This window comes from Mycobacterium sp. WUMAC-067 (assembly GCF_020217485.1).
GTDB lineage: Bacteria > Actinomycetota > Actinomycetes > Mycobacteriales > Mycobacteriaceae > Mycobacterium.
On record NZ_JAEKMI010000009.1, the window covers coordinates 93,492 to 113,367 of the forward strand.

20 protein-coding genes are annotated in these 19,876 nt (G+C 66.4%); 14 read left to right on the forward strand and 6 right to left on the reverse strand.

Going from position 1 to position 19,876, the window contains the following annotated elements; all coding sequences use genetic code 11:
• The first annotated feature begins 98 nt into the window (after positions 1–98).
• The 6 genes from JF781_RS08815 to JF781_RS08840 all read left to right on the forward strand — a co-directional run bounded on the left by JF781_RS08815 (position 99) and on the right by JF781_RS08840 (position 4,191).
• Positions 99–956 carry an alpha/beta fold hydrolase gene (locus JF781_RS08815; protein ID WP_225327114.1) on the forward strand — a complete coding sequence of 286 codons (858 nt, stop codon included), beginning with the start codon at positions 99–101 and terminating at the stop codon, positions 954–956.
• Positions 953–1,765, forward strand: coding sequence for an acyl-CoA thioesterase II (locus tag JF781_RS08820; RefSeq protein WP_225327115.1), 813 nt, complete (start codon positions 953–955; stop codon positions 1,763–1,765). Before JF781_RS08815 ends, JF781_RS08820 begins: the two co-directional genes overlap by 4 nt.
• A 44-nt stretch (positions 1,766–1,809) precedes the next feature.
• On the forward strand, positions 1,810–2,247 hold the full coding sequence (locus JF781_RS08825; protein WP_225327116.1) for a hypothetical protein: 438 nt from the start codon (positions 1,810–1,812) through the stop codon (positions 2,245–2,247).
• 71 nt (positions 2,248–2,318) lie between these two features.
• Entirely contained in the window at positions 2,319–2,768 is a 450-nt protein-coding gene (locus tag JF781_RS08830; RefSeq protein WP_225327117.1) for a GNAT family N-acetyltransferase, read from the forward strand.
• A 106-nt stretch (positions 2,769–2,874) separates the two neighbouring features.
• Positions 2,875–3,261: a thioesterase family protein gene (locus JF781_RS08835; protein ID WP_225327118.1), complete on the forward strand. Its 387-nt coding sequence runs from the start codon at positions 2,875–2,877 to the stop codon at positions 3,259–3,261.
• Between the two features lie 102 nt (positions 3,262–3,363).
• Positions 3,364–4,191, forward strand: a complete 828-nt coding sequence (locus JF781_RS08840) for an isocitrate lyase/phosphoenolpyruvate mutase family protein (RefSeq protein ID WP_225327119.1) — start codon at positions 3,364–3,366, stop codon at positions 4,189–4,191.
• A gap of 73 nt (positions 4,192–4,264) precedes the next feature.
• Here the strand turns inward: JF781_RS08840 and JF781_RS08845 are convergent, their stop codons facing one another.
• Positions 4,265–5,143, reverse strand: coding sequence for a ribokinase (locus JF781_RS08845; RefSeq protein WP_225327120.1), 879 nt, complete (start codon positions 5,141–5,143; stop codon positions 4,265–4,267).
• An 83-nt stretch (positions 5,144–5,226) separates the two neighbouring features.
• Between JF781_RS08845 and JF781_RS08850 the strand changes: the two genes are divergently transcribed.
• Genes JF781_RS08850 through JF781_RS08885 form a run of 8 tightly spaced genes read left to right on the forward strand, consistent with a single transcriptional unit; the run spans position 5,227 to position 12,258 of the window.
• Entirely contained in the window at positions 5,227–6,510 is a 1,284-nt protein-coding gene (locus tag JF781_RS08850) for a glutamate-5-semialdehyde dehydrogenase (RefSeq protein WP_225327121.1), read from the forward strand.
• A gap of 36 nt (positions 6,511–6,546) precedes the next feature.
• The gene (locus tag JF781_RS08855) at positions 6,547–7,422 is read left to right on the forward strand and encodes a MoxR family ATPase (protein WP_225327122.1); all 876 of its coding nucleotides are present in this window, start codon (positions 6,547–6,549) and stop codon (positions 7,420–7,422) included.
• Between the two features lie 10 nt (positions 7,423–7,432).
• Entirely contained in the window at positions 7,433–8,881 is a 1,449-nt protein-coding gene (locus JF781_RS08860; protein WP_225327123.1) for a VWA domain-containing protein, read from the forward strand.
• Between the two features lie 52 nt (positions 8,882–8,933).
• Positions 8,934–9,566 (forward strand): nicotinate-nucleotide adenylyltransferase, encoded by a 633-nt coding sequence (nadD, locus tag JF781_RS08865; RefSeq protein WP_225327124.1) that lies wholly within the window; start codon positions 8,934–8,936, stop codon positions 9,564–9,566.
• A complete protein-coding gene (gene rsfS / locus JF781_RS08870; RefSeq protein WP_225327125.1) occupies positions 9,563–9,958 on the forward strand; it encodes a ribosome silencing factor in 396 nt (131 codons plus the stop codon). The genes nadD and rsfS overlap by 4 nt, the downstream gene beginning before the upstream one ends.
• Positions 9,955–10,629, forward strand: coding sequence for a glucosyl-3-phosphoglycerate phosphatase (gene gpgP / locus JF781_RS08875; protein ID WP_225327126.1), 675 nt, complete (start codon positions 9,955–9,957; stop codon positions 10,627–10,629). Before rsfS ends, gpgP begins: the two co-directional genes overlap by 4 nt.
• On the forward strand, positions 10,619–11,419 hold the full coding sequence (octT, locus tag JF781_RS08880) for a diglucosylglycerate octanoyltransferase (protein WP_225327127.1): 801 nt from the start codon (positions 10,619–10,621) through the stop codon (positions 11,417–11,419). The genes gpgP and octT overlap by 11 nt, the downstream gene beginning before the upstream one ends.
• Positions 11,420–11,424: 5 nt before the next feature.
• The gene (locus JF781_RS08885; protein ID WP_225327128.1) at positions 11,425–12,258 is read left to right on the forward strand and encodes a DegV family protein; all 834 of its coding nucleotides are present in this window, start codon (positions 11,425–11,427) and stop codon (positions 12,256–12,258) included.
• 51 nt (positions 12,259–12,309) lie between these two features.
• Here the strand turns inward: JF781_RS08885 and JF781_RS08890 are convergent, their stop codons facing one another.
• The 5 genes from JF781_RS08890 to pe form a co-directional block, all read right to left on the reverse strand.
• Positions 12,310–15,222 carry an RND family transporter gene (locus JF781_RS08890; protein WP_225327129.1) on the reverse strand — a complete coding sequence of 971 codons (2,913 nt, stop codon included), beginning with the start codon at positions 15,220–15,222 and terminating at the stop codon, positions 12,310–12,312.
• Positions 15,219–15,683, reverse strand: a complete 465-nt coding sequence (locus JF781_RS08895; RefSeq protein ID WP_225327130.1) for an MmpS family transport accessory protein — start codon at positions 15,681–15,683, stop codon at positions 15,219–15,221. The genes JF781_RS08890 and JF781_RS08895 overlap by 4 nt, the downstream gene beginning before the upstream one ends.
• A 165-nt stretch (positions 15,684–15,848) precedes the next feature.
• Positions 15,849–16,907 (reverse strand): dihydrodipicolinate reductase, encoded by a 1,059-nt coding sequence (locus tag JF781_RS08900; RefSeq protein WP_225327131.1) that lies wholly within the window; start codon positions 16,905–16,907, stop codon positions 15,849–15,851.
• An 82-nt stretch (positions 16,908–16,989) separates the two neighbouring features.
• Positions 16,990–18,729 (reverse strand): AMP-binding protein, encoded by a 1,740-nt coding sequence (locus JF781_RS08905; protein WP_225327132.1) that lies wholly within the window; start codon positions 18,727–18,729, stop codon positions 16,990–16,992.
• A 10-nt stretch (positions 18,730–18,739) separates the two neighbouring features.
• Positions 18,740–19,867 carry an acyltransferase PE gene (gene pe, locus JF781_RS08910; protein ID WP_225327133.1) on the reverse strand — a complete coding sequence of 376 codons (1,128 nt, stop codon included), beginning with the start codon at positions 19,865–19,867 and terminating at the stop codon, positions 18,740–18,742.
• Positions 19,868–19,876: the final 9 nt, after the last annotated feature.

The following is a 19,876-nucleotide window of genomic DNA, read 5'->3' on the forward strand; positions in this document are numbered from 1 at the left end:
GCTGGATACGCTAGCGGAAGTCCGTCAACCAACCGCTGGGTTGGTCGAGGCCATCCGGCATACGTGGTGACGAGTGTCGGTCAAGATAGGAGTTGTCCATGCCCGAGATCGAAATCAGTTCCGGCACAATCTATTACGAAGAGTCCGGGCCAAAGGACGGCCGGCCGGTGGTATTCGTGCACGGCTACCTGATGGCCGGCGATGTGTGGCGTGAGGTGAGTGCACGGCTCGCTGTCTGCGGATTACGGTGCATCGCCCCCACCTGGCCGATGGGCGCGCATTCGCAGGCGTTGCGCCACGGCGCCGACCGCACCATCGCCGGCGTCGCCGGCATCGTCGCGGAGGTACTGGCAGCCCTCGACCTCCACGACGTGGTGCTCGTCGGCAACGACTCCGGGGGTGTGGTGACACAACTCGCCGCGGTGCATCATCCCGAGCGGCTCGGCGCCATTGTGCTAACGAGTTGCGACGCGTTCGAACACTTTCCACCACCGGTCCTGCAGCCGATGATCGCGGCGGCAAAATCCCGGCTGCTGTTCCGGATGGCGCTGCAGGCGATGCGCCTACCGAGCGTGCGCAAACGCGCGTACGGCGATTTGGCGCACACGGATATCGATGACCTCGCCAAGGGATGGGTGCGTTCGGCGCTGCGCGCTCCGGCGGTCGGGGAGGATTTGCGCCAGCTGACTCTCTCCTTTCGTACCGAGGTCACCACGGGCGTCGCGGCCCGGTTGCACGAGTTCGACAAACCCGCCCTCATCGCGTGGTCGGCGGATGACCTGTTCTTCGAGACCGGCGACGGCGAACGGCTGGCCGCTACGCTCCCCAACTCCCGGCTCGAAGTCATCGAAGGGGCGCGCACGTTTGCGATGGTGGATCGGCCGGCTCGGCTTGCCGACTTGCTGTCGACGATCGCCGTGCCATCTAGCGACGGACTCCGAGGCGGATCGATATGACCGCTAGCCACCCGTTTGACGTTGCCATGCAACTCGAGGCCGTCGAGGGAAATCTCAGGCGCGGCCGCACTCAGCCGGAATGGGCATCCATGGTCAGCCCGTTCGGCGGGATCACCGCCGCTGTTCTGGTGCAAGCCATTCAGACGCACCCGGAGCGCATCGGTGAGCCTCTGGCGCTGACCGTCAACTTCGCCGCTCCCATCTCCGACGGCGAGTTCGACATCTCGCTTTGCGCCGCGCGCACCAATCGCACCACTCAGCACTGGACAGTTGATCTGACGCAACACGGCGAAGTCAGGACGACCGCAACCGCGCTGTTCGGAATCCGGCGCGCCGGTTGGGAAGATACCGAGGCTCGCCCGCCGGTTGCGCCGCCGCCGGAGCGGCTCGCCCGCGATAGCGCACAGGGCGACTTCGTGGGCTGGGCACGTCTGTTCGACCTTCGGTTCGCCGAGGGCTCCTTCCCCGGCGCCGGTGCGGCAGCCAGCCCGTCCGCAGTGACGACGATGTGGATGCGCGACAACGCAAAACGCCACATCGACCACCCCGCCATCGCGGCGTTATGCGACATTTTCTGTCCGCGGGCGTTCCTGCGTCATGGCGGGGCCATTCCAGCCGGGACGGTGTCGCTCACTACGTATTTCCACGCCGACCAGCACCAGCTTGACGCGCTCGCCGGCGACTACGTCCTGGGTACCGCCCGCGCTGGTCGCTTTTCCGGCGGTTACTTCGATCAGAGCGCGCAGCTGTGGACTCGCGATGGCGTGCTACTGGCCACCTCGCACCAGCTCGTCTACTTCAAAGGCTGACTGCGCGTGACCCATTCCGCGCCGAACGAGAGAAGAGGAAATGCATGTCCGCCAACACGATGACCCAAACCGATCGCCGCAACGGGCTGCTGCGCCGCGCGATGCGTGCGGATGCGCTCATCAGCGGCTTCTTCGGCGTAACGGGGCTGACCGGCTGGGTGACCGAATTCTCAGGCATTCCAGCGTCTTTCGAGTACGGCCTGCAAGTTTTCTTCATCGTCTACGGCGCCATCGTGTTGGGCCTGTCCTGGCTACCGGCTGTGCGCTCCGCCGGCATGGCTGTCGTCGTCGCCAACCTCCTGTACGCGGTGGGGGCTGTCGGTGGTGTGCTCACCGGAGCCCTTCCGTTCACGGCCGCCGGCGCGAAGTTCACGCTGGCGACCGCGGCATACACGCTGGCGTTCGCAACCCTTCAATACCTTGGCTGGCGCCGCAGCACGGAGCCCATAACAGCGGAGCAGATGTCCGGAGGTTTCTCGTGATGCCGATGGTTCGCGAACGCGTCCTCGCCACGCCGCCCCCACGCTGCGCGGTCGCCGGTCGAGGGCGTTCGGTGCAGATCCGACAACTCCGCAGGACGGATGGCGCCGCGTTGGTTGCCATGCACTGCCGTTGTGGCCTCGCGACGCGCTACTCGAGATGGCTTGCGTCTAGCGCGATTTTCCCCGAAACCTATCTGCGGTCGCTGCTGGACGGCGGTAACGAGCATTTCGCCGTTGTCGCGGTCCCCGAGGGACATCCTGGCCACGTGGTCGGATTCGCCAGTGCTGCATTGGTTTCGGATAATTGTAGAGAGTTGGGTTTCCTGGTTGAAGATCGCTATCAGATGCGAGGCATCGGCACCGTGATGCTTGAATCGCTCATCGACCTTCTTGGACCTCACGAAGATCTATGTGTTTCCGCAGTAGCCGATAATCATTGGTTGCTAGGCAAACTCGCCAGATTTGGCACTGTCGTGTCTGGAATGGACCACGGCGTCATTCACGCGCGAGTCGTCCGATAATCGCGCGAACACTAGAACGTCGAGAGGGTGAATTGCCATGCAGTATGAACACGCCGTCTCCGCGGAGTGGCTAACGACAACGAGTCGGCCGCATCCGTGTCGCTGCGTGCTGAGCGTCTACCCGATCGTCGGGACAGCGGAAGCTCGCTACAGCGACATGGATGTGAATGGCCACCTCAACCATCTGGGGTTGGAAGCCCTGCACGAAGATGCGCGAGCGCGAATCAACGAGCAGTATGTCCCTGGGACCTACCATCCGACGAATCGTGGCTTGCGGCTGGTGACTTCGCAAAATGTGGTGCACTTTCTCGCCGAGGCGTTCTGGCCCGCAACGATCAAGGTGGGCATCGGGATTGGTGGCATCGGCCGCAGCTCGGTCGTCGTATCCTCTGGCCTGTTCCTCGAGGAGAGGTGTCTCAGTGTGTGCGACATGACCCTCGTACTGGTAGGCGAGACGGGTCCGGTCGCTTTCCCCGACTACAACGAGGGTTGATGCGAAAGTTGTTGCTGAGACAAGCATGATCGGCACAGGACATAAGAGGTAGCCGTGTGTGGATCCACCGTTGGCAGTAGCGCACACAGACAGGACAGCGTGATGACCCAACCCGAACGCTATGAGCAATTCCTGGCCTTGCATCAGCAGGCCGAAGCATTCGTGATGCCCAACGCATGGGACGGATTGTCTGCGCTGATCTTCAGGAATGCAGGATTCGCCGCGTTAGGCACCTCGTCGGCGGCGCTGGCCGCCACGCTGGGTCGCCAGGACGGGCGCCACGCCGTCAGCGCAGCCGAACATCTGGCGCACGCGAAGTTGCTCATGGAAGTCAGCGGTTTGCCGGTAAACGGCGACTTCGAGGACGGCTACGGCGCGACACCCGAAGATGTGGCCGCGACGGTGCGCGGTGCGATCGACACCGGTCTGGCCGGCATCGGGGTGGAGGACACCTCCGGCGACCCGGCTGACCCGATCCGTGATTTCGACGACGCCGTCGCGCGAGTACGCGCGGCAGCCCAGGCTGCGCGGGGCCGCATCGTGCTCACCGGCCGCACCGATAACTTCTTGCATCGTCGCAACGACCTCGATGACACGATCCGTCGGCTGACGGCATTCGCGGAGGTCGGTGCCGACGTCCTTTACGCGCCATATCCGCCGGACATGGCGGCGGTCAGGGCGATTGTGCAAGCGGTCGCTCCGAAGCCGGTCAACCTTGTGGTGGGTACCAAGTCGGAGACGCCGACGGTGGCGCAATTATCGGCGGCCGGAGTCAAGCGCATCAGTACCGGCTCCGCGCTTTACACTCACGCCGCCGCGGCTGTGCAGTCCGCCGCGCTGGCGCTCACTCGAGGCGATCTCGCCACGGCGACAACCGGACTGGCGCTGCGTGAGGTAGCCGCCCTCATGCCGGAAGGCAAGCGCCCGTAGGTTCCGGTGAGGCCGCCGCGGGCCAGCACGTCGCCGATGCACCGCATCGCCCACGACGTCAGCGGCAAAGCCGCTAGGACGCGTTCTGAAGTGCCTTGTCGATCGCGTCGGCGTCCGGCGCGCAATCCCCGGCGCCGGGAACCAGCGTGGCCAGCGCGCCCGCCGCGCAGGCGCGCTGCAGCGCGAGCCGCCGCTCATCGGGTGAGCCGGGATTGGGCGGCCAGTTCGCGGCCAGCACACCGGCGAACACGTCGCCGGCGCCGGTGGTGTCCACCGCGTCCACCGAGGGGGAGGGCACCGAGTACTCGCCGTCGGCGCCGGAGTAGCGGGCGCCGCGCGAACCCAGAGTGACCACCAGGTGCGTTGGGCGCCAAGGCCATTCGTTGGCTTCCTCTTCGTTGGTGATCACCACGTCGGCGGTGCCCGCCAACTCGCCCAGCGAGGCGGGATCCTGGCCGGCCGGTGAGGCGTTCACGACGACGACGGCACCGGCCGAACGAGCGTGTTGCGCCGCCGCGACCGCCGTGTCGACCGGAATCTCCAGCTGGGTCAGCATCACATCGCAGTTGGCTACCACGCTGCGCGCGCGGTCGTCGGTCAGCGTGAAACGCCCGTTGGCGCCCGGCGCGACCACGATGGTGTTCTCCGCGTTGGCGTCGACGACGACGATGGCGGTGCCGCTCGGCCCGGGGATTTCGACGGCCCCGTCGAGCCCGACGCCGTTGGCCCGCAGGTGGGCACGCAACTGTTCGGCGGCGGCATCGTCGCCGACCGCACCGACGAACTGCACGCGCGCACCCGCGCGCGCCGCCGCCACCGCCTGATTGCCGCCCTTGCCGCCGGGGGCCTGTGTCAAGGACGACGCCAACACCGTTTCGCCGGGCCGCGGAAGGGCGTCGACGCCCAGCGACAGATCGATGTTCACGCTGCCGACTACACATACGCCTGCCATGGGGCCCGACGTTAGTCGTGTCGGGATGGCGGGCTAGAACGGGCCGCGTTACCCGGGCTTTTGCGGCCGGATACCCTGGTTCAATGAGTCTGCAGGCACCATTCCGCAGCGGAGCGGCCCAACGGGGGGAGCCTGACTTGCGCCGGGAGGTGCACGACGCCGCCCGCCGCGCCCGCGTGGCCTCCCGTGTCCTGGCGTTGTTGCCGACCGTCGCCAAAGACCAGGCGCTGCGTTCGGCGGCCGAGGCCATTGACGCCCACGCCGAATTGATCCTGTCCGCCAACGCCGAAGACGTCGAGGCCGCCCGCGCCGCCGGCACCCCGACCGCGATGCTCGATCGACTGGCCTTGGATACCAAGCGCGTTGAGGGCATCGCCGCGGGCCTGCGTCAGGTCGCCGGGCTCCCCGATCCCGTCGGGGAGGTGTTGCGCGGCTACACCTTGCCGAACGGGCTGCAGCTGCGCCAGCAGCGGGTTCCGCTCGGCGTCGTGGGGATGATCTACGAGGGCCGGCCCAACGTGACGGTCGACGCGTTCGGTTTGGCGTTGAAGTCGGGCAACGCCGTGCTGTTGCGTGGCAGCTCATCGGCGACCCGGTCCAACAAGGCGCTGGTGCAGGTGTTGCGGGCGTCGCTGGTCAGCGAGGACCTGCCGGCCGATGCGGTGCAGCTGCTTTCGTCCGACGACCGCGCCACGGTGACGCATCTGATCCAGGCCCGCGGCCTGGTCGACGTGGTGATCCCGCGCGGCGGAGCGAACCTGATCAACGCGGTGGTTCGCGACGCGCAGGTGCCCACCATCGAAACCGGGGTCGGCAACTGTCACGTCTACGTGCACGACGGTGCCGATCTGGACGTGGCGGAGCGGATCCTGCTGAATTCCAAGACGCGTCGGCCGAGCGTCTGCAACGCCGCCGAGACGCTGCTCGTCGACACCACGATCGCCGAGGAGGCGCTGCCGCGGCTGGTGACCGCCCTGCAAGACGCCGGTGTGACCGTGCACGGTGGCTTTTCTCAGGACGCGCACGAGGACGATCTGCGACGCGAGTACTTGTCGATGGACATCGCGGTGGCGGTGGTCGACGGTATCGACGCCGCGATCGCCCACATCGACGAATACGGCACCGGCCACACCGAGGCCATCGTGACGACGAATATGGCTGCGGCGCAACGGTTTACCGATGCCGTCGACGCCGCGGCCGTGATGGTGAACGCGTCCACGGCCTTCACCGACGGGGAGCAGTTCGGTTTCGGAGCCGAAATCGGCATCTCCACCCAGAAATTGCATGCCCGCGGCCCCATGGGACTGCCCGAATTGACGTCGACCAAATGGATCGCGTGGGGAGACGGACAGACTCGTCCGGCCTGATACCCCCGTGGAGAAAGTGTTTTAGGAGAACCGATTGTGAGTGTGCCCGCCCGGTCAAAGCCGCTGTTCGAGGACATCGACGACGTCTCGCGGCGGTTGGCCGAGACCGGCTACCTGCCCGACACCGCCACCGCGACGGCCGTGTTCCTGGCCGACCGGCTCGGCAAGCCGTTGTTGGTGGAGGGCCCGGCCGGCGTGGGCAAGACCGAATTGGCCCGCGCCGTGGCCCAGGCCACCGGGTCGGGCCTGGTCCGCCTGCAGTGCTACGAGGGGGTCGACGAGGCCCGCGCGCTCTACGAGTGGAACCACGCCAAGCAGATCCTGCGCATCCAGGCCGGCTCCGGCGACTGGGACCAGACCAAGGATGACGTGTTCAGCGAGGAATTCCTGCTGCAGCGTCCGCTGCTGACCGCCATCCGGCGCACCGAGCCCACGGTCCTGCTCATCGACGAGACCGACAAGGCCGACATCGAGATCGAGGGCCTGCTGCTGGAGGTGTTGTCCGACTTCGCCGTGACCGTCCCCGAACTGGGCACGATCAGCGCCGAGCGCACGCCGCTGGTGGTGCTGACCTCCAACGCGACCCGCGAACTGTCCGAGGCGCTCAAGCGTCGCTGCCTGTTCCTGCACATCGACTTTCCCAGCCCCGACCTGGAACGCCGCATCCTGTTGTCCCGGGTTCCCGAGCTGCCCGCCCATCTGGCCGAGGAGCTCGTGCGCATCATCGGCGTGCTGCGCGGGATGCAACTCAAGAAGGTCCCGTCCATCGCCGAGACCATCGACTGGGGCCGCACGCTGCTTGCACTGGGACTGGACACCATCGACGACGCGGTCGTCGCCGCCACGCTGGGCGTGGTCCTCAAACATCAATCCGACCAGCAGCGCGCGACCGGCGAGCTGCGGCTGAACTAGGAAGACCGCCATGGCCGCCCGCCGCATCCGACCCTCCCGGCCGCTCGCCCCGCACGGGCTGCCCGGGCACCTGGTCGGTTTCGTGGAAGCGCTTCGGGGAGCGGGGATTTCGGTCGGCCCGTCGGAGACGGTGGATGCCGGCCGGGTGATGGCCACCCTCGGGCTGGGCAACCGCGAGGTGCTGCGCGAGGGCATCGCGTGCGCCGTGCTGCGCCGGTCGGATCATCGGGACACCTATGACGCCATGTTCGACCTGTGGTTCCCGGCGGCGCTGGGCGCCCGCGCGGTGGTCACCGAGGATGAGGCCGGCGACACCCCGGACGACAACGCGTTGCCGCCCGACGACGTCGAGGCGATGCGCCAGATGCTGCTGGATCTGCTGGCCGAAAACCCCGATCTCGCCGACATGGACGAGCGCCTCGTGGCGATGATTGCCAGGATCGTCGAGGCCTACGGAAAATACAGTTCCAGCCGGGGCCCGTCCTTCTCGTCCTATCAGGCGCTCAAGGCGATGGCCCTGGACGAACTCGAGGGCAAGCTGCTGGCGGGGCTGCTCGCCTCCTACGGCGACGAACCCACACCCTCCCAGGAGGAGATCGCCAAAGCCCTTGCGGCGCAGCGGATCACCCAGTTGCGCAAGATGGTCGACGCCGAGACCAAACGGCGCACGGCCGAGCAACTGGGACGCGATCACGTTCAGATGTACGGCATTCCCCAGCTTTCCGAGAACGTGGAATTCTTGCGCGCCTCCGGAGAGCAGCTGCGCCAGATGCGTCGGGTGGTGGCGCCCTTGGCGCGGACCCTGGCGACCCGGCTGGCGGCGCGCCGCCGGCGCAGCCGGGCCGGGTCGATCGATCTCCGTAAGACGCTGCGCAAGTCGATGTCCACCGGCGGGGTGCCGATCGACGTGGTGCTGGCCAAGCCGCGCCCGGCGCGGCCGGAACTCGTGGTGCTGTGCGATGTCTCCGGCTCGGTCGCCGGGTTCAGTCATTTCACCCTTCTTCTGGTACATGCTCTGCGCCAACAGTTCTCACGCGTTCGCGTGTTCGCCTTCATCGACACCACCGACGAAGTGACCCACATGTTCGGGCCCGAAGCCGACCTGGCCGTGGCCATCCAGCGGATCACCCGGGAGTCGGGCGTCTACAGCCGCGACGGCCACTCCGACTACGGCAACGCGTTTGCGTCGTTCGTGCAGGCGTTCCCCAACGTGCTCTGCCCGCGTACCTCGCTGCTGGTGCTCGGGGATGGCCGCACCAACTACCGCAACCCGGAGATCGAGCTCCTGTCCCACATGGTGACCGCCAGCCGGCACGCGCACTGGCTGAATCCCGAGCCCAAGCATCTGTGGGGAAGCGGCGACTCGGCGGTGCCGCGCTATCAAGAGGTCATCGCGATGCACGAATGCCGGTCCGCCAAGCAGTTGGCCGCGGTGATCGACCAGCTGCTGCCCGTGTGAGGACCTCGCCGCGCCACGGCCCTGCTCACCGCCTCAAGTAAGCTGGCACATCGTGCAAAAGCAGCTTCGCAGGTTAGGAGTGATGGGTGGGACGTTCGACCCCATCCATTACGGCCACCTGGTTGCCGCCAGTGAGGTCGCCGACCTGTTCGACCTCGACCAAGTCGTGTTCGTGCCCAGCGGTCAGCCCTGGCAGAAGGATCGGCACGTCTCCGCCGCCGAGGACCGGTATCTGATGACGGTCATCGCCACCGCGTCCAATCCCCGGTTCTCGGTCAGCCGCGTCGACATCGACCGCGCCGGCCCCACCTACACCAAGGACACGCTGCGCGACTTGCGCGCGCTGAACCCGGATTCCCAGCTGTTCTTCATCACCGGCGCCGATGCGCTGGAATCCATCCTGTCCTGGCAGGGCTGGGAGGAACTGTTCGACCTGGCTCGCTTTGTCGGCGTCAGCCGCCCCGGCTATGAGTTGAGCCACGACCACATCACCGGCGTTCTGGGCGAGCTTGCCGACGACGCGTTGACGCTCGTCGAGATTCCGGCGCTGGCGATTTCGTCGACCGACTGCCGCCGCCGCGCCGAGGACCACCGCCCGCTGTGGTACCTGATGCCTGACGGCGTCGTGCAGTACGTCTCCAAGCGGCGGCTTTACCGTAAGCCGGGCGGCGAGGAGCCAACGTGAGCGCCACCCAGGAAGCCATCGACATGGCGACGGTCGCCGCCGGCGCCGCAGCCGCGAAGCTCGCCGACGACGTCGTCGTCATCGACGTCTCCGCCCAGCTCGCCATCACCGACTGCTTCGTGATCGCCTCGGCATCCAACGAGCGACAGGTCAACGCCATCGTCGACGAGGTCGAAGAGAAGATGCGCAAGGCGGGCTACAAACCCGCGCGCCGCGAGGGCACCCGCGAAGGCCGCTGGACGCTGCTCGACTATCGCGACATCGTCGTACACATCCAGCACCAGGACGACCGTGACTTCTATGCCCTGGACCGGCTGTGGAGCGACTGCCCGGTGGTGCCGGTGAAGGTGGACGAGCCCGACGGGGACTCCGAAGACCCGAGCGCGCAATGATGATTCGTCGGCTGATCATGTTGCGGCACGGGCAAACTGAGTTCAACGCCGGCAGCCGGATGCAGGGCCAGCTCGATTCCGAACTCAGCGAACTCGGGCGCGCACAGGCCATCGCGGCCGCCGAGGTACTGGGCAAGCTGCAGCCGCTGCTCATCGTGTCGTCGGATCTGCATCGCGCCTACGACACGGCGGTCAGGCTGGGGGAGCGGACCGGCTTGGCGATCCGGGTGGATCAGCGGCTGCGGGAGACGCATCTCGGCGACTGGCAGGGATTGACCCACACCGAGGTCGACGCGCAGGCCCCCGGCGCCCGGCTGGCCTGGCGTGAGGACGCCACCTGGGCCCCGCATGGCGGCGAAAGCCGGGTGGACGTCGCGGCGCGCAGCGTGCCGTTGGTCGCCGAACTGGCCTCCGCAGAACCGGAATGGGGCGATCCCGACGGCCCGGACCGCCCGGTGGTGCTGGTGGCCCACGGCGGACTGATCGCCGCGCTGTCGGCCGCGTTGCTGAAGCTTCCCGTCGGCAACTGGCCGATTCTGGGTGGCATGGGCAACGCCAGCTGGGTTCAGCTGTCCGGCCATTCCGGGGACGAGGGCGACGAATTCGAGAGCATCCGTTGGCGTCTGGATGTGTGGAACGCCTCGGCACAGGTGTCCAACGATGTCCTCTGAGCAGCGGCACCGGCCCACCCTGCTGATTTTCGCCGACTCGCTGGCCTACTACGGCCCAACCGGGGGGCTGCCCGCCGACGATCCCCGAATCTGGCCGAACATCGTTGCGGCCCAATTGGATTGGGATGTGGAGCTGATCGGCCGGATCGGCTGGACGTGTCGGGACGTCTGGTGGGCGGCGACCCAGGACCCGCGGGCGTGGGCGGCGCTGCCGCGGGCGGGCGCCGTCATCTTCGCCACCGGCGGCATGGATTCGCTGCCGTCGGTGCTGCCCACCGCGCTGCGTGAGCTGATCCGCTACGTGCGGCCGCCCCGGCTGCGGCGCTGGGTCCGCGACGGCTACGGGTGGCTGCAGCCCAGGCTCTCCCCGGTGGCCAGGCCCGCCCTGCCGCCGCACCTGAGTGCCGACTACCTCGAACAGACCCGGGGCGCAATCGATTTCAACCGACCCGGGATCCCGATCGTGGCGTCGTTGCCGTCGGTGCACATCGCCGACACCTACGGCAGGGCGCACCACGGCCGCGCCGGGACGGCGGCCGCCATCACCGAATGGGCGCAAAACCACAACGTGCCCCTGGTCGATCTGAAAGCCGCCGTCGCCGAACAGGTGATGAGCGGACGGGGAAACCCCGACGGCATCCACTGGAATTTCGAAGCCCACCAGGCGGTCGCGGAGCTGATGCTCAAGGCGCTCGCCGAGGCCGGCGTGGCGACGATGCAGCGCGCGCAGCGCGGTGAGGAGAAGCCGCGCAATCAGGCCGGCGTGTCGACCGAGAAGCCGCGCGGGTAGCGCTCGTGACTGTCGTGGTGGTGACCGATTCGTCGGCGCGTCTGCCGGCCGACCTGCTCGAAAAGTGGGGGATACGCGTCGTTCCGCTGCACATCTTGCTCGACGGCGCCGACCTGCGTGACGGCGTGGACGACATCCCCGACGACATCTACAAACTCGCGGCCACCACCGCGGCGGCCACCCCGGCCGAACTCGCCGACGCCTACCAGCAGGCGCTGGCCGACAGCGGCGCCGACGGCGTTGTGGCCGTGCACCTTTCGTCGGCGCTGTCGGGAACGTGCCGCGCCGCCGAACGCACCGCGGCCGACCTGGATCCCAACGTGCGCGTCGTCGACTCCAAGTCGGCCGCGATGGGCACCGGATTCGTCGCCGTGGCCGCGGCACGGGCGGCTGCCGCGGGCGGTGACCTGGACACCGTCGCGGATGCTGCGCGCTCGGCCGTGGACCGTGGGCACGCCTTCATCGTGGTGCACCGGCTGGACAACCTGCGCCGCAGCGGCCGCATCGGGGGCGCCAAGGCGTGGCTGGGCACCGCGCTCGCACTGAAACCGTTGCTGCGTATCGACGACGGGAAACTCGTTCTGGCCCAACGGGTGCGCACCGTCAGTCATGCGACCGAGGCGATGATCGAGCGGGTCTGCCAGGTCGTCGGCGACGGCACGGCCGCCCTGGCGGTGCACCACGTCAACAACCCGGACGGCGCCACCGAGGTGGCGACGGCGCTGGGCAAGCGGTTACCGGCGTGTGAGCCGGCGATCGTCACCGAGCTGGGGCCGGTGCTGGCGCTGCACGTCGGCGCGGGCGCGGTCGCGGTGAGCGTGGCGCTCGCCGAAGCTTAGTGGCGATCGCAAGCGCGGCGTAGCCGGGCACTGCGGGTCGCCACCAACGGCCTAGGCGCTCACCGGCCGTCGCGCGTTGTCCCCGCGCGGGTGCACGACCTGCGGCCACCAGAACCACCGCCCGAGCAGGGTGGCGATCGACGGCATCAGCAGCGTGCGCACGATCAGCGTGTCGAGCAGCAGACCGATGCAGACCGTCGACCCGAACTGACCGAGCACGCGCAGATCGCTTCCCAGCATGGACGCCATGGTGAACGCGAACACCAGACCCGCGGCCGTCACCACCCCACCGGTCCCGGCCATCGACCGGATGATCCCGGTCTTGAGGCCGTGATGGATCTCTTCCCTGAACCGGGACACCAGCAGCAGGTTGTAGTCGGATCCGACCGCCAGCAGGATGATGACCGCCAGCGCCATCACGATCCAGTGGATATTGATGCCGAACAAATCCTGCCAAATCAGCACGGACAGACCGAAAGACGCCGCGATCGAGCTGGCAGCGGTGCCGACGATGACCAGTGCGGCCACCACGCTTCGTGTCAGCAGCAGCATGATCATGAAGATCAGCGTCAGTGACGCGATGACGGCGATCATCAGGTCGTACTTCTCACCGTCAGCCATGTCCTTGAACGTCGCGGCGGTTCCGCCGAGGTACACCTTGGCGTCGGCCAGCGAGGATTGCTTCAGCGCCTCCTGCGCGGCGGTGCGTTCGGCCGCCACCCGTTCAATTCCCTCCGGCGTCATCGGATCGTCCTGGTGGGTGATGAAGAATCGCGCCGACTTACCGTCCGGCGACAAGAACATGCGCAGACCCGTCTGGAAGTCGGGGTTATCAAAGGCTTCTGGTGGCAGGTAGAAGAAGTCGTCGTTCTTCGACTGATCAAAGCTCTGCCCCATGACGATCCCGGTGTTGCTCATCGCCTCCATCTGGTCGATCATCGCCTTGAACGTCTGATAGAGCGTCAGCGTGATGCCCCTGGTCGTTTTCAAAGTGGCGATCAGCGTGGGAAACAGCTCGGTCAGGTCGCGTGACGCTTTGGCGGTGTGCGTGATGTCGGTCGTCAAATAGTGGAACTGCTCGGCCAATTGGTCGAACCCGTCGAACGTGTCGAACAAAGATCGCAGCCCGATACACACGGGAATGTCGTAGCAGTGCTTCTCCCAGTAGAAGTACGTGCGGACCGGCCGGAACGTGTCGTCGAAATCGGCGATGTGGTCGCGCAGGCTGTCGGTGATCTGCGACGTCACCTGCGTGGTCTTGGCGCTGTCGTCGGCCGCGTTGGCCAAATCGAGCGACACCTCGTATTGGCGCTGCGTGGTGTCGATTTGGGTCTGCAAGTCATCGGCCATTTTGAGGATGTCGTTCATGCGCTCCTTGAGAAAGCCCATGTTCTGCATCGTCGTCTGGCTCTGGACGCTGTTCTGGAACGGAATCGAGCTGTGCTGAATCGGGATGCCCAGCGGCCTCGTGATGTCCTGAACCATGGCGATGCCGAGCGTGCGCATCTCGTTTTTCGCCACTCTGTCCAACACCAGCATGTCGGCCGGGTTTCGCATGTCATGGTTGGATTCGACCATCAACAAGTCGGGGTTCATCCGCGCTTCGGAGAAGTGCCGATTCGCGGCTTCTTGCCCTTGATTGGCGGGGGCTGACAACGGCAGGTAGTGACGGTCGTTGTAGCTGGGCTTGAAGCCCGGCAGTGCCACCATGCCGACCAGGACGATGGCGGCGCTGACGGCCAAAATCGGTGCGGGCCAACGCACTACCGCGGTGCCCACCCGGCGCCACAGTCGCCCTCGCTTCGCCTGCCTTTCGAAGAAGTGGAAGCGACTGCCGATGAAGACGACCGCGGGGCCGAGGGAAAGCCCGGCGAGCACCACGACCAGCATGCCGATCGCCACCGGCGCGCCCATGGTGTTGAACCAGGGCAGGCGGGTAAAACTCAGGCAGTAGGTCGCTCCCGCGATCGTCAGCCCAGAGCCCAGGACGACCGGGGCGACGCCCTTGAATGTGGTGTAGTAAGCCGTTTCTCGGTCCTCACCGGCGGCCAAGGCTTCTTGATATCGCCCGACGAGGAAGATGCCGTAGTCAGTTCCCGCCGCGATCGCCAGCATGGTGAGGATGTTGGCGGCGAACGTGGTGAGCCCGAATGCGTTGTTATAGGCCAGAACCGCGACGACGCCCCGCGCACACGCCAGCGCCACGAAGGTCATGAAAAGCTGGATCAGCGTCGTGACGATCGACCGGTAGACCAGCAGCAGCATGATCGCGATCGCGCCCAGGGTGAACAGCGTGATCTTGGCCAGGCTGGCGTTACCGATGATGTGCATGTCGTCGGACAGCGCCGCGGGGCCGGTGACATAGGCCTTCACGCCGGGTGGCGCCTTGTTCTCCTCGATCACCTTGCGGACGGCGTCCACGGAGTCGTTGGCCTGCGTGGTGCCCTGATTACCGGCGAGGTTCACCTGCACGTACGCGCCCTTGGCGTCGGCGCTCTGCGCTCCCGCAGCGGTCAGGCGGTCGCCCCAGAAGTCCTGGATGTGCTGGATGTGCGCGGGATCCTTGCGCAGGTCTCGGATCAGCTTGTCGTAGTACTTGTGCGCGTCCGGGCCCAGCGGCTGCTGACCCTCCAGGACGATCATCACGGTGCTGTTCGAGTTGAATTCGTGGAAGTTACTGCCCAGGCGCATCATCGCCTTCATCGACGGCGCGTCCAGCGGAGTCATTGGCGCCGAATGCGCCTCGCCGACCACTTCCAGGGAGGGGACCAGGACGTTCACCAAGACGGTGATCGCTACCCAGCCCAGGATGATCGGGATCGCAAAGATGCGGATCGCGTGGGGGAGGTAGGGGCGGTGGCCGCGCTCGGCCTTCGACAGGCCGCGAGTGCTGATCGGGCCGGTGGCTGCGTCGTCTTCGGCGCTTCTGGCGCCGGAATCGGTCTCGTTGTTCACATTGCTCATGCGGACTTCACCAGGCAGAAGGTCTGGGCGTTATGGCCGTCGGAGTTCTGGTTGTCGCGGACGACGCCGTCCACGGTGATCTTGCAATTGATCGTCGGGCCGTCGCTTTGCGCCATGATGTTGGCGCTCACCGAGGGCAGCGTGGTCGAGATCGTCGTCGACCAGGGCAGCGGGGCGTTGTTGACCTGATGCGTGTTGGCGTTCTCGTCCCAGTAGTTGATGTTCGCCGTGGTGCCCGGGGCGCCGGAAATCTCGTAGACGACGACCTTCGGGTTGAACTGCACGATTTCGATCCCCTTGCCGGCGTTCGCGTTGAGATCTTCCGAGCCGAAGAGCTTGTGCAGCCGCGACACCACGAGTGCAGACAAAGCCAGAACGACGACCAGCAGCAGCGGTATCCACCCATTTTTCAGCACGCGGGTCGCGATGCCGGGGCGAGGACTTGTTTTCGGATCAGCCATCACCTGACCGCCTTTCGCCCACCGCTTCGGGCCTTGCCGCAAAGCTCACCAACCATCGCCGACGACACGGATGTCAACGGAAAATTTGCTCAGCTAGGCATCCTAACCATAGTGCACGCAAGCGTTCCTCCTCGGGGCCGCCGGGTGTGGCGAACGGCATAGCCGTTACTGGGCGAGACGGCCGGTCACCGGCGGCAAATCCGCCAGCGTCACGATGCCGGGCCGGGCCGCCACCACCGCCGGGACGGCATTGGTCACAGGCATGGCGGTGTAGATCATTCCCAATCCCATGAACCCGGGCTCCGTCCAATCCTTGGGCGGCAGGCAGTGCAGCACCGTGCGCATGTTGGGCAGCCCGAACACCTGAATGACGTGCCCGTGCTCGAGCGGTTTGGGCGGGACGACATGGCTGCCCATGGTCCAGTTGAACCCGACGCTGACGACGTTACGGTCGCCGACCCAGCCCCGGTGGTAGCCGTAGACGCTGCCGACGGTCCCGGCCGGAATTTTCATGAACCCTAGATCCGAGTCGCCGGTCGCCGCCGTGAACGTGACGTCGAAGGTCATCTTGTCCAGCTTCGCCCCGATCGCGTCGGCCATCATCGCGGCCGACTCGGCGAAGACCTCGCTCTCCCGTCGTACGCTTTCGGCCAGCCCCGGGGTGTCGGGGTCTTGCGAGAACCCCATCGCGGTTTGGGTTTCCGCCGATTCGTAGGTCGAGCAGTCCACCGACTCGGTGATCCGGATCTCGTCGACGCGCTCGCACGAGGCGGACAGCGCCATGCCGACCATGTTGGTCATGCCCGGGTGCGCGCCGCTGCCGAAGATCGTCGAATCGCCCTTCTGGCAGGCGTCCTCGATGCGTCGACGGTCCTCCGGCGTCTGCTTGCCGCCGGTGATCCAGGCCGCGCTCGTGCACACGTTGACTCCCGATTCCAGCAGCCGCACCAGCTCATCGATGTTGGGCCACAACGGGTTGTAGCAACACGCGTCGGCGCCCAGGGCGATCAGCGCATCGATGTCGTTGGTGGCCTTCACCCCGGTCGGCTGCGGCCAGCCCGCCAGTTCGGCGGCGTCCACCCCGACCTTGTCCTCGCCGTGCGCGTACACCCCGACCAGTTCCATGTCGGGCCGCCCGATGATGGCATGCAGCGACCGCCGCCCGATGTTCCCGGTGGTCCACTGGATGACGCGTAGGGGACGGTCAGTGCTGGTTGTGCTCATCGTGGCTCCTTTGCCGCTGCGGGGGTGGAACCATTATGCGAAGCGCGCTACCCGTCGGCGCGCGCGCGTCCACCGCCCGGGCTCAGGCGTCCAAGCGGGCGAATTCGTGCCGGCTGTACTGCTCCACACAGGCGGCGCGCCGGATCTTGCCACTGGTCGTGGTGGGAATGGACCCGGGCGGTACCAGGACGAGGTCCCCGACATTCACGCCGTGCGCGTTGGAAATCGCGGAGGTGACGTCGGTCTTGACCGAGGTGAACCAGTGCATCGCGTCCTCGTTGGAGTCACCTCGCTTCTTGAGCTCGATGACGGTGACCAGCTTCTCGGTGCTGTTCACCGGGACCGATATCGCCGCGACCCGACCACCCGTGATCTCTTGGACCGTCGCCTCGATGTCCTCCGGATAGTGGTTGCGCCCCCGGATGATCAGCAGATCCTTCATGCGGCCGACGATGAATAGTTCGTCGGAATGGATGAATCCGAGGTCGCCGGTTCTCAGCCAGGGTCCGTCGGGCGTCCCCGGCGACGGTTCGACCAGTGTTGAGCCGAAGCATCGCTGCTCCTCCGGCGGTCGGCGCCAGTAGCCGTCGGCGACGTTGCCGCCGTGCACCCAGATTTCACCGACTACGCCCTGAGGGCATTCGCGGTTGGTGTCGGAATCGACGATCCGCAACGTGGGTGATTGCGGCACTTTGTATTTGACCAGCTCGGTGCCGGCCCCGGCCGAACACCGTTGAGCGCGGCCGGCGGACAATTCCGCGACATCGAAGTGAACCGCCTCGGCTGATTCACTCCAGGTGCCGGCCGCCACGAACACGGTGGCCTCCGCCAAGCCATATGACGGACGCACCATGTGGTCGCGAAAGTTGAAGTGCGCGAACCGATCCACGAAACGTTCCAAGGTGGCCGGCTCGACACGTTCGGCGCCGCTGATGATGCCCAGCACCTGCCCGAGGTCGAGCCCGGCCAGGTCGCCGTCGGTTGTTTTGCGGGCGGCCAGGTCGAAGGCGAAGTTGGGCGCCGCCGACCAGGCATGGGGATTTTCGGCCAGAGATCGCATCCATCTGGCCGGCCGCTCCAGGAACGAGACCGGGGTCGTCAGCTCGCCGCGATAGCCGCTCAGGATGGGTGCGCAGACTCCCAGCACCAGACCCATGTCGTGGTAGAAGGGCAACCACGACACGATCGTGGCGTCCGGAGGGGCTTTGACGTGCGAGTCCGCGAAGAAGCCGCGCATCAACTGCGCGAAGTTCACCTCGAGATTCCGATGCGAGATCATCACGCCGGTCGGCGTGCGGGTCGAACCCGAGCTGTACTGCAAATACGCGACGCTGGGCAAATCATCCGTCGAAACGCTTGTTTCGCCCTCGCCATCCAGGTTCATCGAATCGATTTCGACGATCTTGGGGACGTCGTCCATGCGTGCCTGATCGACATATTCGGCGACGTCTTCCGCGACGTCGGACGTCGTGAGAACCACCGACGGCGACGTGTCGGCGAGGACCGCAGCCACCCGCTCGTGACTCGAGCCGCGATGCGGCAGCGGCAGCGGAACCGCGATGAGCCCGGCCTGTATGGATCCCAGGAACGCCGCGATGTACTCGAGGCCCTGGGGCGCCAGGATTACCGCCCTGTCTCCGACCGACCCGTGCGGGCCGAGGTCGCGCGCCACGTTGAGCGTTCGGCGCGATACTTGCGACCACGTCAGCGTCTCGCGCACACCCGCCCAGTCGCGCTGGTAATCGGTGAAGGTGTACGCCACATCGTGGGGCCGAAGGCTGGCACGTCCGTGCAACATGGACAGGATCGATGACTGAGACATAGGCGCGTGCTCAGTCGGTAACTTCGCTTGCGCCGTGCGACAACACGGACGTGGCACCGGCAAGGATCTGCGAGAGCGGGTCGGCGTCGCCGCCGAAGGTCGCCTGGTTGGCCGGCGCAGTCACCTCCGCCGGGTCGAAGCCGTGCACCGGGTCCACCTGAACCGGGGCGGTCGACGGGTCGTCGTTTCGCGAATAGCCCGCGTTCACCCGGGGGAGCAGGATGGCGTCGAGCTTGTTCAGCGTGCCTTCGTCAATCCCGACGTATTTCAGCGGCATGACGAGCGGAAGGTGCTTTTCCGGAACCATGATCGTGGTGTCTTTCGCGCCCCTCGAGTTGATCGTCGTCCTGATGTTCTGCGGCGGCACCATGCTCGGGTTCGTGAAGGCCACCGCCGTGTGACCGGTGGCGAGGCCGAGCAGCGTGTTGGCGAGCGCGAACATGTTGTCCGGCCGGTCGGGGAAGTCCGCGATCGAGTCGTAGGCGGCCACGAACCTGTTTGTGTCGTACTGGCTCTCATAGGGCGGCGGCATCGTGTAGTCGAGTGCGGGAACGACGCTGCCGACCGGGAACATCGCGGTCAGGAAGCTCTGACCGAAGGCGTGACGCCCGATCGGGTCGCCGAACGTGGCGAAATTCAGCGTGTCCGGCGGGGGAGCAGTGGGGTCATTCGCCAGCCGCGCCTGCACGCCATCGACCACGAACGCGCCCTCGGACAAGCCGATCGCGGTACCCGGGCGGCCGGTGCGGATCGCCGCATCGAGGTTGTCTATTCCGACGTCGACCGACTCGCCGACGCTGGGGCCGTCCGCACCCAGACCCGGGAACTGCTCATCGAGCTTGCCGATGCCCGGGAAGAGCCGCTCCAGCACGTGCCCCTGAACCTGCCCCGCCGGGTAACGGACGATTTCGCGCTTCTGACCGGGGAACCACTGGGCGCCCTCCTGACGGATGTACTCGTCGTAGGGGATGCCCAGAACGTGAGCGCCGCCGAGGGCGAACGCCGTCTGGTCGCCTGGGGCCCCCGGGGTCGGCGGACCGCCGATGGGTGACTCGTCAGCCGTCGCGGTATTGACGCCGAAACACCCTGTGGCACCGACGGTTACCAGCGCCGTCACTCCCGCGAGTAGTTTCTTCATCCCTACTCC

Coding starts and splice junctions, on each gene's coding strand:
- JF781_RS08815 (WP_225327114.1), top strand. CDS start 99: ATGCCCGAGATCGAAATCAGTTCCGGCACAATCTATTACGAAGAGTCC.
- JF781_RS08820 (WP_225327115.1), top strand. CDS start 953: ATGACCGCTAGCCACCCGTTTGACGTTGCCATGCAACTCGAGGCCGTC.
- JF781_RS08825 (WP_225327116.1), top strand. CDS start 1,810: ATGTCCGCCAACACGATGACCCAAACCGATCGCCGCAACGGGCTGCTG.
- JF781_RS08840 (WP_225327119.1), top strand. CDS start 3,364: ATGACCCAACCCGAACGCTATGAGCAATTCCTGGCCTTGCATCAGCAG.
- JF781_RS08845 (WP_225327120.1), bottom strand. CDS start 5,143: ATGGCAGGCGTATGTGTAGTCGGCAGCGTGAACATCGATCTGTCGCTG.
- JF781_RS08850 (WP_225327121.1), top strand. CDS start 5,227: ATGAGTCTGCAGGCACCATTCCGCAGCGGAGCGGCCCAACGGGGGGAG.
- JF781_RS08860 (WP_225327123.1), top strand. CDS start 7,433: ATGGCCGCCCGCCGCATCCGACCCTCCCGGCCGCTCGCCCCGCACGGG.
- gpgP (WP_225327126.1), top strand. CDS start 9,955: ATGATGATTCGTCGGCTGATCATGTTGCGGCACGGGCAAACTGAGTTC.
- octT (WP_225327127.1), top strand. CDS start 10,619: ATGTCCTCTGAGCAGCGGCACCGGCCCACCCTGCTGATTTTCGCCGAC.
- JF781_RS08890 (WP_225327129.1), bottom strand. CDS start 15,222: ATGAGCAATGTGAACAACGAGACCGATTCCGGCGCCAGAAGCGCCGAA.
- JF781_RS08895 (WP_225327130.1), bottom strand. CDS start 15,683: ATGGCTGATCCGAAAACAAGTCCTCGCCCCGGCATCGCGACCCGCGTG.
- JF781_RS08900 (WP_225327131.1), bottom strand. CDS start 16,907: ATGAGCACAACCAGCACTGACCGTCCCCTACGCGTCATCCAGTGGACC.
- JF781_RS08905 (WP_225327132.1), bottom strand. CDS start 18,729: ATGTCTCAGTCATCGATCCTGTCCATGTTGCACGGACGTGCCAGCCTT.
- pe (WP_225327133.1), bottom strand. CDS start 19,867: ATGAAGAAACTACTCGCGGGAGTGACGGCGCTGGTAACCGTCGGTGCC.